10 protein-coding genes are annotated in these 11,767 nt (G+C 44.8%); 1 reads left to right on the top strand and 9 read right to left on the bottom strand.

Annotation, left to right across the window (positions count from 1 at the left end; translation table 11 throughout):
• Positions 1–35: 35 nt before the first annotated feature.
• The 4 genes from DB520_RS04615 to DB520_RS04600 are packed head-to-tail and all read right to left on the bottom strand — an operon-like array spanning position 36 to position 4,097.
• Positions 36–776: a phytanoyl-CoA dioxygenase family protein gene (locus DB520_RS04615; RefSeq protein ID WP_114748435.1), complete on the bottom strand. Its 741-nt coding sequence runs from the start codon at positions 774–776 to the stop codon at positions 36–38.
• A gap of 47 nt (positions 777–823) precedes the next feature.
• Complete coding sequence (locus DB520_RS04610) at positions 824–1,804, bottom strand: 3-hydroxyacyl-CoA dehydrogenase family protein (protein WP_114748434.1); 981 nt, start codon at positions 1,802–1,804, stop codon at positions 824–826.
• The gene (locus DB520_RS04605) at positions 1,801–3,120 is read right to left on the bottom strand and encodes an aspartate aminotransferase family protein (protein ID WP_114748433.1); all 1,320 of its coding nucleotides are present in this window, start codon (positions 3,118–3,120) and stop codon (positions 1,801–1,803) included. The genes DB520_RS04610 and DB520_RS04605 overlap by 4 nt, the downstream gene beginning before the upstream one ends.
• A 5-nt stretch (positions 3,121–3,125) precedes the next feature.
• Entirely contained in the window at positions 3,126–4,097 is a 972-nt protein-coding gene (locus tag DB520_RS04600; RefSeq protein ID WP_114748432.1) for a 3-hydroxyacyl-CoA dehydrogenase family protein, read from the bottom strand.
• Positions 4,098–4,600: 503 nt separating this feature from the next.
• Between DB520_RS04600 and DB520_RS04595 the strand changes: the two genes are divergently transcribed.
• Entirely contained in the window at positions 4,601–5,479 is an 879-nt protein-coding gene (locus DB520_RS04595; protein WP_114748795.1) for an AraC family transcriptional regulator, read from the top strand.
• A 197-nt stretch (positions 5,480–5,676) separates the two neighbouring features.
• On the opposite strand, the gene DB520_RS04590 is transcribed toward DB520_RS04595, so the two are convergent.
• The 5 genes from DB520_RS04590 to DB520_RS04570 all read right to left on the bottom strand — a co-directional run bounded on the left by DB520_RS04590 (position 5,677) and on the right by DB520_RS04570 (position 11,760).
• Entirely contained in the window at positions 5,677–7,125 is a 1,449-nt protein-coding gene (locus DB520_RS04590; protein WP_114748431.1) for a glycoside hydrolase family protein, read from the bottom strand.
• 107 nt (positions 7,126–7,232) lie between these two features.
• Positions 7,233–8,426, bottom strand: coding sequence for a sialidase family protein (locus DB520_RS04585; RefSeq protein WP_232834838.1), 1,194 nt, complete (start codon positions 8,424–8,426; stop codon positions 7,233–7,235).
• Positions 8,427–8,430: 4 nt separating this feature from the next.
• Positions 8,431–9,444, bottom strand: a complete 1,014-nt coding sequence (locus DB520_RS04580) for a glycoside hydrolase family protein (protein ID WP_232834837.1) — start codon at positions 9,442–9,444, stop codon at positions 8,431–8,433.
• A 208-nt stretch (positions 9,445–9,652) separates the two neighbouring features.
• Complete coding sequence (locus DB520_RS04575; protein ID WP_114748430.1) at positions 9,653–10,588, bottom strand: dihydrodipicolinate synthase family protein; 936 nt, start codon at positions 10,586–10,588, stop codon at positions 9,653–9,655.
• Positions 10,585–11,760, bottom strand: a complete 1,176-nt coding sequence (locus DB520_RS04570) for a sialidase family protein (RefSeq protein WP_114748429.1) — start codon at positions 11,758–11,760, stop codon at positions 10,585–10,587. The genes DB520_RS04575 and DB520_RS04570 overlap by 4 nt, the downstream gene beginning before the upstream one ends.
• Positions 11,761–11,767 lie beyond the last annotated feature (7 nt).

Here is an 11,767-nt window from a genome sequence, read left to right as displayed (position 1 = left end):
TAGAACTAAGAATGGAATTCGGTCGGGCTTACTATTCATGAGTCGTTCTTGTTCAGTGCCTTTACATAAGCCCTCTTTGCAGCCACATCCTCCTCCGCAGAAACCCCGAAATAAATTAGCCCCATTGCTTTTCGGGTTCGGTGTTCACTGATATTTGGGCTTGCACGGTGTATGGTCAAGGCATGATGCACCAAAAGGTCTCCGGGTTTGGTGGTACAGAAAACTTCCTTTTCCAGGTCTGCGGGTATACCGAAATCTGCAATCCCTTGTGAGAATCCCAAGGTATCGGTAAAGGCATGATGCCGCATTCCTAACTTATGAGAGCCCTTGACATAACTTACCCAGCCATTTTCAGCATCCACATTCTCCAGCGCTAACCACATCGTGACTGCGCTCATAGGCTTAAGCATAAAATAATAGCCATCCTGATGAGGAGGGGTAGCTTTTCCTATCTTTGGAGGTTTGTTGAAATATTCAACAGTTTTGCCAAGCACTGCCTCACCCAGCAGTTTTTCCGCCAATTCTGTAAAGCTGCTTTTAAGCAAAACATCTTCAAAAAAGGAATCGTATAGGTGCATGTCCTGAATCATTTTGAGGGTGGAAGGATCCTCTTTTGATTCAAATTTGATATGCTCAGTGGGAAGAGTGGTTGATTTATCCGCAATGAATTGGTTTACCTTCTCCCGTAATTTGTCTATCTCCGATGGGTCAAGAAAACCGGGAAGAAAAATAAATCCGTCCCGATCAAAATCCGATTTTAATCCCTCTGTATACATTGCACTGACCTTTATTTGATAGGGTTAAATTTCGCATATTTTTTGGATTAGAGGCTCCTATTTTTATCCGGGAATACCATACTTTCTTTCAAGGGTTTAGGTCCTTGGTAGGGATTATCCCTCGGAAAAGGAAATTTATCCATCAAGGCTCTAATTTTCTTACCGAATGCAAGACAGTCTGCTTTCAGTTTTTCCTTTTCTTCCTGGGTATATCTATAAAAACCTTCTCCTGTGGCCAAACCTGGTTTTGGGTGTTTTGCTAAAAGTTGTTGAAAAAAAGCCGGAAGTTCCTGGTTTGTCGCAAGTTCATTGTTCAAATCCTTCATGACCACACCATATACGTAGGTTCCCATAAGATCCATATACCGAAGATTACCCGCAAAGGGCAGGTAATAACCGGCATCATTCCTACAGGCTCTATCTATATCTTCTTCAGTCACATACCCATTTTCCATCAGAAAAAAAGCCTCCCTAATCATGGCCGCCATTAGCCTTGAACGAATACTGTTTCCATGATGGACCACATAAGGGTCCTTGCCCCAGTACGTTGTGGCCAGATCCACCATGTCATCAACCAAAAAAGGGGGCGTATCAGGCATCACTATTAATTCGGAAAAGAGCGTTATATGAGCTGGTTGTACCCAATTAAGTCCAATAATGCGCTTAGGGTTTGAATGTCCTACCCGCAATTCATCAAGAGAAAAACTCTCCGTATTTACGGCAATTACCGTTTTTGGCGATACTATGTCCACAATTTCCCGAAGCAATTCACGCTTCACAGGTCCATCTTCGGGAGAAACCAAAACCACCATGTCCACATCTGGAAGTTCCCTCAAATTCCTTAGGGTTTTGAGCTGATTGGGGTAAAAATGTATATTTTCCAGTTTGGCTAGGGTTGCAGAAGTGGGTTCATCACCATTAGGGCAATATTCCAGTACATGATGACCTGCCTTCAGTAGGCAAAGGGAGATTTCTGGGAAGAGCTGTCCTTCTCCAATAACTGCGATGGAGGGGTAGGGTATTTTCATTGGCCTTCTTGGTTCATTTGACGCAAAATGCTTTCCGATTTTGCAAGGGCCTCATCGATATGCTCAGCGGTATGGACACTACTGATGTACCAGAGCCCTCTTCCAATCACACGTAGACCTAGGTCATGGAGACCAGAAATGAACCGATTTTGCTTTGCTTTATCATACCCCAGTACAGCTCGAAAATCATGTACCTCCGCCTCATCGATAAAGCCAGTATGGATCACAGGCCCCAATCCCTGGACCAGCATGTTTATACCTAGTTCCGAAGCCTGTTTTTTAAGTCCCATCCTAAGTTTCTCCCCCAACTCATACATACGGGGATAAGGGTTGTCCCTTTCCAGAATACGCACTGTGGCAAGAGCTGCCGCAACTGTGGGGTTACAGGCGTTCATGGTGCCTGCATGAATCACCCTTGCGGTAGAAATCTCCTCCATCCACTCTTTTTTGCCAACAATGGCACTGATAGGATAACCGCTGCCCAGGGCTTTTGCAAAAACGGACAGGTCAGGGACTATCCCAAAATGGCCCTGTGCGCCAGAAAGTCCAAGCCTAAATCCGGTGATCACCTCATCAAAGATCAGTGCAATCCCATATTGATCACAGAGGCTTCTCAACCCCTCTAAAAATCCCGGTTTGGGAGGAATGCAGCCACTATTGCACATCATAGGTTCCGTGATAATGGCGGCGATGTTTTGATGATTATTTTCGAGGGTCTTACGGACCAGCTCCAGGTCATTCCAAGGCAGTACAAGGAATTCATCCTGAGAATGTTTAGGCAACCCCTGGCTCCATGCATACACGTTGGGATGCAGGCGGTCACCGAGTTCCTCGGGTGAAGGGGTAGATAGCCCCCACGCCACATTATCTAGCCAGCCATGGTAATGGCCTTCGAAGCGAAGAAATTTGTTTTTTCCGGTTTTGGATCGGGCTACCCTAAAGGCCGTATGCACCGCTTCGGACCCGTCCAGGCAAAATCGCATCATCTCCGCAGATGGGATGACCCTGTTCAGGAATTCCGCAAGTTCCACTTCCTGCTGGTGCTGCCCGGCAAATAGCTGCCCATCTTCAGAATAGGAATTTACTGCGTCCAACACCTCCTGGTGGGAGTGTCCGAGGATAAGGGGACCCTGGCTCAGGGTGAAATCCAGGTATTCATTACCATCCACATCATACACCTTAGCTCCCTTTCCATGTGTATAAAAAAGGGCGTGGGGATGGTTGTATTTTCTAAACTCAGAGGATACTCCAGAGGCAAGTACCTTACTTGCCCGGTCTAGCCACTCTTTGGATTTTTTGTATCGGCTTTCTGACATACTGGTTATTTATAGGGTTGTAGGGAGGGAATTTCCTTTGCCAACCTGTAGATTTCTTTGTTAAATTCAGCAAAGGCCTGCTCCCATTCGACTGCTTCCTCCTTTGTATAGGGGTAGAGTCCAAGGGCATTTTGAACACCCCGTGCCTCTTCTTCTACCATTTTCTTCATTATAGACGGCACCTGGGTGGAATTGCTCAACTGGGGAAACAAGCGCTTGAGGGCCACTCCAAAATCCGCTAAGCCCAGCATATCCATCCTTTTTATTAGCCCCATATAGGTGATCCAGGAACCTGCGTCATACCGAAAGGATTTATCTACGTCCTCTATGTCTGCCTCCCCTAATTCAATTAAGTGAAAGGCTTCTCTATACACTGCATACATCAGCCGGTTGGTAACAAAGCCCCGAATGTCCTTTTGTAGAAAGGTAGGCTCCTTATCCCAAAAATGCGCAAGTTCAAACACCCAATTCGCCGGTTTATCAGCCGTCTTGGCACCTTTTGTTATTTCCAAAAACCGGGTAAGGTACGCAGGCTCTGCCCAGTGGATCCCAAGAAAACGTTCTGGGTATGGTACCTCTTCCTGTAATATACTAATAGGAATGGCCGATGTATTACTGGAAATCACGGTTTCTTTGCGGGTGGATGCAGTAATTTTACGGTACACCTCAGATTTAATTGAGGTAGTTTCCACCACACATTCCTGCACCAACCGGCAGTTTTTCAATATACCAAAGTCTTCGGACAAGGACAATTGACCCAGGTAATGCGAGAGGGAATATTTTAGCAACCCACTTTGTTCAGCGTGTTTAAGTTGTTTGGTTATTCTAGGTAATGCCTGCTCCATGTCACTGCTAATGGGGGCAACCCCTTTGACCGGGTGTCCAGCTATCAAGAGCGCTGCCGCTATGCTGCTGCCCATCAAGCCCAGTCCCACTACACCAGTATCAATTTCAGGTATATCTTTACGCTTTATCATCCGTTGCAGTTTAACCGTTAAAAGTTGTTCATTTGGCACCTTAGGCAACCATTAATCATTAGATTGTAAAAATCAAAAGTATCAAGTACGTTTATAACATACTATTAATATCCTCTATAAATGTGGTACTATTTTTCATTGAAAAATTCGAGATTTGGCCTGAAGAAGGCCCGGGATCTTATTCTCTTTATGGTAATGATCTGATCAAAAATCCTATATAAAATACCCTCCTGCCCCGCATGGAGTTCTTGGTCTATTCAATTCCTAGAGTTGTTCTGCCAAGTCAGGCTCAATAGTTGACTTAACAGGCTTAAATGAAAATTTGCTCCTCCTTTTTCACCAATGCCTGAGACTGTAATACCACTTATCAAAAGTTAAACAGCTTAGGAATGCCAACTGTAATTTTTTTCTATATTTATGATACTATTTTTCAGGTAAGATCCATTTGTTTTCAGCTTTCAGGATTTTTATCTATCTTATTATGCCAACAAATTCAGGATATTATGAAATCGATAGAAGTCAGATTACCGCAGGATTTCGACAAATCCTTTATTGTATTTAAAGAAGAAGGTAACTATTTTCCATGTCCTTGGCATTATCATCCGGAATACGAGCTAGTCCTGGTATTGAAAAGTACAGGTCGACGTATGGTTGGAGACCATATAGGCTACTTCGGGGAAGGTGACCTGGTGTGTATGGGACCCTATCTCCCCCACGTTTGGGTAAATGACTCTATCTATATGAATGGGAATACAGACAATGGCGCAGAAGCCATTGTGATCCATTTTCAGGAACACTTTCTGGGAGAGGACTTTTTGAATATCCCGGAAATGGAAACCCTCAAAAATTTCCTGAAGCTTTCTCAAAGGGGAATAGCGCTACATGGGAACACTAAAGAACAAATCAATGCCATTATGATGGGTATGGTCCATATGAACGGCATTCAACGTCTATCCAGCTTACTCTCCATTTTTGATATTCTCTCCCAAACCAAAGAATACCAACTGCTGGCCAGTCCGGGTTACCTCAATCAAATAGATCCCCAGGGCTCGGACCGCCTCAGCAAAATCAAAGAATATATCTTTAAAAATTTCGATAAAGAAATCAGCCTTCCGGAAGTCGCCGCTTTGGCCAATATGGCCGTGACAACCTTCTGCAATTTTTTCAAGGAGCAATACAGAATTACCTTTGTGGAGTACCTTAATACTGTTCGCATAGGACATGCCTGTAAATTACTTTCTGAAACCGACATGAACGTCGTAGAAGTAGCCTTTGGATGTGGGTTCAACAACCTGGCCAATTTCAACAGACAGTTTAAGAAGCACAAAAAAATGACCCCCTCGCAATTTAGAAAGGTAGTCAATATGCAAGAGGTGGCTTAAAGGGATTTTTTGAGTTAAGATCTGGGATTTAGGGTTTTGGGGTTTTTATTCTCCAGTTACTTATAACCCTACAGAGGTAATAAATGCTATCCGGTTAGCCTTATCTTTCTTTGAGATATTCTGTTCCAATCCATCTGGCAATAATGAAAGTCCTGAAGGAGGGATGGTTATTTATCATTTCGATATCAATACAGGAATTAATAAAACCTGAAAGAATACAAATCTGCATCTTTAAGATAAACCTTCATCCTTACCGGTTTCCCTGATAAATCCGAAACATCCGTGCTGCCATTCCAAAACACCTGCCTGGAAATTTCATTGCCGATAATCGATTGGGCTTCCTCCTTGGAAAAGCCAGGAATTTTGTTCCCCTCCTCATCCAATAGTTCAATTCTGATTTCCCCGGCGGCAGATGTGGAATAGTTCAGCTCCAGGGCTTTCCCCTCGAAGGTAAAGGGCTTGGTAAGCATTTCTCCTCCATTATAACCCGCTGTAAGGGACGCAAAGCCATCCAGTCTCATGGAATACCTGCGAAGGTGGGCACTTGGCTGGGCATAATCCTGGTTCACATAGATCGACATCTCTTCCTCCCCTGTCTGGACCACATTCAAGGCCGGGTAGTTGGAGCGGGAGACCCAATTTTGCAACCCTATACCTGGCCGGATAAAGGACTCCATAAACTGCCGATCATATTCGTTGCCTCCCCTTGAGGACATCAAGATGACATCTGAACAGTCATTGTAATACTTGGGATCAACCCCTAGGCGTTCCGCCTCCTGATCCGAAATCACTTTTCGGTTGGGCATAAAACGGGCACCTATGGCCAGGTAAATATGGGGCGCCCGGAAATACGGACTGGTCTGCTGGGTATATAGGTGCTCGTAGGGGGTATTCCCAAACCCCATCGGGACCGGGTCGCTCCAATGGATAAAGTCCCGGGAGGTGGTACGGCTTACCGAACGAAAACCCTTGTACCCCTTTCCTGTCCAGGAGCGGAAATAACAGACGTACTGGTCTTCACTTTCCGACCAAAAAACCACATTCTGGGAATCAAAGACCCCTTGGGTAAAAACTGGTTCTTCCTGGATTTTTTCCCAGTGCTTTCCGTCTGCAGAAACGAAGGCCACCAACCCACTTTTTTTTGTACCTCCCAGGGCTTTGTATTTTTCCGAAGGTTTTGCTTCGGGGTTTTGGTCAAAAAAGGGGCTGAAATTATGGGTGATGGGAGCGGCATTGGCAAGGATTACGTTATTATTTTTGCTGCCTTCTATTTCATGTATGCCCAAATTGGGCTTCTTCCAATGAATCCCATCATCAGACTCAGCATAGCAGGTGACTTCTGATTCGTTCCCGTCCTTGCCAGCAGTGGGCACACCGCGATAATATGCCCTATAGCGTCCTCCCTCGTGTATTATGGTCACATAAGCTGAAAAAGCACCTTCCCAAGGCTTATCAAAAAAAAACACCTTTCCACGATCTACAGGAGGATGCATGACGATTTGAGAATTATCAAGGGATTCGACCAATGTACGGTCCACAAAAAGTTCCCTGTCCGAACCTATGTGGTAGGGTGTTTGGCAGAATGCACTGGGTAACTCCAAACAAAGGCAAAAAAAACCGAAAAGTAATAGAAAATACTTGGTCATAATCGAAGGATTAAATAGGGTTGTTCTCAAATATAAACAGATAAAACCTCGGGGGAAAATAGCAGGGAATTTCCCTTTATGTTTTATTTGCTTTGCAAAGCACCCTGTCAGAACTTAATGATGGTTCCTGCAATGTGACGGGTTTGGTTTTCCTTATTGAAGTAGTAGGTGACCAAGGCATAATTTTCATCTAGAACCACTGCCCAGGGATAGCCTATATCCCCGCTGCCTCCATCATCCCGTAAAATGATCTCCTCTGCGGTCTCAAAATCGGTACACTCTGCATTCAGAATCCTTGCTCTTATCCCATAGGGTTCATGTCGGTATCCGTAAACCAATAATACCCTGTTGTCAGGTAGTCGAAGGGCTTGCAATGGATGGCCCTTGAACCCCATTGACTTCCACGGGCCAAAACTTTTCCCCCCATCAGTGGATCGTGCAATTACAGCTTGATCCTCGTACTTTCCGCTTCGGATAAATGCCACAATATCCCCTTTGGGGGTTTCATATACAGAGGCTTCGTTAAACACCACCTCATCGTCTACAGCCACAGGGCAGGAATATTGCCAGGTAAACCCTTTGTCGTTGGAAATCAGTAGGTGATTGGAGGTCTTGCTGGGCGACTGCTGGTCATGGGAGGCAACCACCCAAAATACCCTTCCGTCACTCCCCTCGTATAAAGCCCCGCGGTTATAGGCAGGAACCGGATTTCCAGTTGGGGTGAAATTTATTTCGGGTTGGATATGTGGAGGGTAATAAGGACCCTTCCAGGATTTCCCACCATCTGAAGAACGTACCAGGTATCCACCCAAAAACACATAGCCTGATCCGGTGGTCACGTTAGGTGTTTGAAGGTTTTTCCGATCCTCTTCATTTATCTGTGTCCAGCCGTAACTTGTGCAAAGCAAGGTACCATCGGAAAGTTGAAGAAGGCATGGATCCTGAGAACCACCAAAATCATGCGCGTAAAGCAGTTCGGGTTCTGCCGACCAGTGAATCCCGTCTTTAGAGGTCATTTGCACCAGGTAGCTGTTGGGATCTGTATGGCTATACCCTTTGGATCCAAAGTTTCGCCGATCCGGTGAACGCCGGAAGGAAAGGAGAAACTCCCCATCGGGCTTGCGCACAATGGAGGGAAAAGCTGCATAGTAGCGTTCGTCATGGTAAATCATTATATCCTTCACTTTCTCCACCACCCTTTGTGAACTGTCAGAGGGATTGGGGAAGGATATGGCTATGGAATCTGGTGAATTGAATATTATGCTTACGATGAGTAAAAAATTGACACAAAATATTTTCATGGAATCAGGGATTTAATTGATGTATGGGAATTTGGGTGAGGTAAATTTTGGACTTTTGCTCATGGGAGGAATAGTACATTACCCAGAGCTTATCCTTATAAAAAACCATACCGGGGTAACTCGTGTCCCCTCCGCTAGGTAATACTATGGTAGACCGAATAGTACCATCCAGGCCAGTTGTAAATACAGCCGTTTTAGAACCCTCATCGGTGTGATACCTAGAGCCGACCACCAAATGTTGCTTATCCAAAAACAAAAAATTTGGTCCCCCCAATCGGATGTTCATTGGTTCAAAAGACCAATCCTGATAAGGAAACTCGCTACTGGCTATGACCCCCATCCGGTCCTCTGTCTCTCTTCTTACCAATACGTACATTTTCCCGGAGCTGTCAAAACGCACGGTTGCTTCATTAGGATTGCCTCCGGTATCAATTTGGGATACTTTTTGGAAATGCCTCCCATCTTTCGTCTTTAAGAGATGAGCTTCCCAACCTTCTTCTTTTATTTGGTAAACTACCCCGTAACCCACCTTTTTATGCCAGGTCAAGCTCCATATCCAGTCCAGGGAGGGCGTTACATCCATGGTCGTGGGCTCTAAATCAGAGAAATTCATTCCTTTTTTATTGGAAAAGGAGACCATAGGAAATAGTTCCTGGTATCCATCTTCATAAATACCAACAGCCGTTAAGACCATAATAGTACCTTCAGGGGTAACCGAAAGCCTGGCTTCACGTACGTCGTAGCCCTCCTTCTCCAACAGGCCTACATCTTCCCAATCATTTCCGTCTTTTGAACGTAAAAGCCGTACTTGTCCGCTATTATCTGGCATATGGTTGTTACCTTCTCTGACAGCGGCATAGAAATAGTTCTTGAATCGAATCAGATCAGGAAAGGCATTATGCGGGGCTTTGTCCCAAATCGTTTTTATGGGAAATCCTTGCTGTTGGCCTTGTAAGGATCCTCCAAGAAAACAGGAAACGAACAGCACCACAAAGGGTGTTATTATGATTTTTTTCATGTGTTTATAATTGATTTTTATTTGCCACATGGAATCTCGCAATCTTAATCATCCCTCCGTGTGTCGCTTGCGTCATGCTAGATTTCATATGATTATAATTTGTTTTTTAATGGCCAGATGGAATCTCGCATGTTCAATAATCATCCCTCTGTGTGTCGTCTTCGTCATGCCTGACTGCCGTCCAGGCAGGCTCGAATTCATAGTTCTGTTAAAGTTCATTTATAAATTCGGGGATAAGCTTTTTGGCAATTTTCCTACCTCTTGTTACTTCTTCTTTCGGAATACTTTTATAAGGCCACCTAACTTTAGTGCTTATTGGCCCCCATCCTCCTACTGCTGCCAGAAATTTATCCACTGCCGTATTGGAATACCCCTGATTTATTATGTAAGGAAATATGGCTTCTTCAAAAAATCTGAGAATTCGTTTTTCCAAGATCAATGCACCTTGGAGGTCAACCACCATATTTTCATACCAACGCCGGGCAGCAACAGGATTAAGGCAAGCAACGTTTGAATAGGAACCTTGGGCACCATGTGAAATCCCCGTGGCTAAACGATGGCCGGGAACAAACACTGCTATTTTTTCCATTATACCCCCCATCGCCTTATACCATTCGCTATCACCTCCTGCCACCTTACAACCCACCAATTGTATCCCTTTCCCAAGTAGCCTCTCCCATTGGTGTGGGTTCAACACCTGTTTTGCATGAGGAGGATTATATAGCACCAATCCAACAGGGCTAGCATACGCTGCCATTTTTTCCAAAAAGTCAATAACTTCTCTGAAATCCATTGGCATCCAATCTGGTAAAATAACTTGAACAGCCGAAGGTTTCAATGCCTTTACCCTTTCTAATCTCTCCAATGAGATCTGTGGACTCATGTGGCTACAGCCTATCTGAAAAGGCATACTGGCTCCCTCACACTTCTCGGCAAGCAGTTGGCTTATCCGATCAAATTCGTTCTCATTCTGATTGTAAAACTCTCCAGCTGTGCCATTAGAATAAATCCCCGAAACTTTACTGGCTAGCAAATAATCGATTTCTTCAGATAAAGCTGCAAAATCGATAGAATTGTCTGCCGAAAGGGGAACCATCAAAGTGGCCCATACACCCGATATTTCCTTTGCTAATAATGGATTCACCGAACTTGGGAAAGTGGTAATTTCCAAATCACTGTGCCCATATGGTAACGCTGATGTGTTGGTATACCCCTGGAGTAGTACAGGGTCATGATGTTGCCATTGTCCAACTGTACGCTGGTTGGATACCCACAATCCTGTCCAAAATCCAGGTCATCAATGATGATCAGTTCTTCTCCCCAGGTTTTTCCCTTATCCAAACTGGCCCTGACAGCCACCCCACGTTGACCCACCTTTCTGTTTCCATAGGTCAATAATAGTCTCCCATCCTCAAGAGAGGTGATATGTCCAGGGTGTTGGCTATCATCTGTGAGATTTCCGGTCATTGTCCAACTTTTACCGTCATCCTCACTTTCAAACAGGTCCATGGCCTGACCAGCCCTCCACCTTCTGGCAGCTGCTACCCAATGCCCATTTCCATTGTGGTAAAAGGCCGTTTCATTATGTCCCCCTGTAAATTCCGAGGGTCCTTCGGCATCACTGATAAACGACAACCACTGCCAAGACTTACCATCATCTTCGCTTTTGAACATGGAAACCTTATTCACTTCCTTATCGAGGGACTGCGCATAGGCCAGTACCCTTAGAGATCCATCTGCTGCCGGAAGTACGTCGCCAAAAGGAATGAATTCGGTCATCCCTGGCTGAGCTTCTGGAAAACCGGATTTATTGATATCCCAGCTTTTCCCGCCATCTTTGGATATGGATACCCAAGGACGCAAAACTGCCACTAGGTCCATCAAATCGGTCTGGCCAGATCCAGGCTTTAAAGACCATCCAGAGGCCACAACCAACATATCCCCATTTGAGGTTGCCCCGGCTGCCACGTTCATGCGATTAGTCTGAGGGTCATTTGGTGTAGGTTTACCTTTCAATTCCCAAAATTTACCATCGTCCGTTGAGGCATAGCAGGCAACTTCTCCCTCCATACGAGCATGACTGGGATGGTTAAAGATGGTTGCTATTCGGGTACCGTCAGGCAGCGTGGTTAAATTTGGCCAGGCGCAGACGTTGTCAATGGAAATAAAACGTTCAAGGATTTGAGCTTTATTCATTTTCAGGTCCACATGCCTAGCATCAGGTTGATCCTGTCGAACCGTGCCGGCTGTTTTCATTACCATTCCTATGAAAATAAATATTCCTAAACCTAATCCAATCCCTTTAATTGTCTTCATTTTATTT

It is taken from the genome of Pleomorphovibrio marinus (assembly GCF_003347495.1).
Lineage (GTDB): Bacteria > Bacteroidota > Bacteroidia > Cytophagales > Cyclobacteriaceae > Pleomorphovibrio > Pleomorphovibrio marinus.
Note: the sequence above shows the minus strand (reverse complement) of the source record. Positions and strands in the feature narration are given on the sequence as shown.

What these genes read in the sequence shown, in the direction of transcription:
- DB520_RS04595 (WP_114748795.1), top strand. Translation starts at nt 4,601, where the DNA reads ATGAAATCGATAGAAGTCAGATTACCGCAGGATTTCGACAAATCCTTT.
- DB520_RS04585 (WP_232834838.1), bottom strand. Translation starts at nt 8,426, where the DNA reads ATGAAAATATTTTGTGTCAATTTTTTACTCATCGTAAGCATAATATTC.
- DB520_RS04600 (WP_114748432.1), bottom strand. Translation starts at nt 4,097, where the DNA reads ATGATAAAGCGTAAAGATATACCTGAAATTGATACTGGTGTAGTGGGA.
- DB520_RS04615 (WP_114748435.1), bottom strand. Translation starts at nt 776, where the DNA reads ATGTATACAGAGGGATTAAAATCGGATTTTGATCGGGACGGATTTATT.
- DB520_RS04605 (WP_114748433.1), bottom strand. Translation starts at nt 3,120, where the DNA reads ATGTCAGAAAGCCGATACAAAAAATCCAAAGAGTGGCTAGACCGGGCA.
- DB520_RS04590 (WP_114748431.1), bottom strand. Translation starts at nt 7,125, where the DNA reads ATGACCAAGTATTTTCTATTACTTTTCGGTTTTTTTTGCCTTTGTTTG.
- DB520_RS04580 (WP_232834837.1), bottom strand. Translation starts at nt 9,444, where the DNA reads ATGAAAAAAATCATAATAACACCCTTTGTGGTGCTGTTCGTTTCCTGT.
- DB520_RS04570 (WP_114748429.1), bottom strand. Translation starts at nt 11,760, where the DNA reads ATGAAGACAATTAAAGGGATTGGATTAGGTTTAGGAATATTTATTTTC.
- DB520_RS04610 (WP_114748434.1), bottom strand. Translation starts at nt 1,804, where the DNA reads ATGAAAATACCCTACCCCTCCATCGCAGTTATTGGAGAAGGACAGCTC.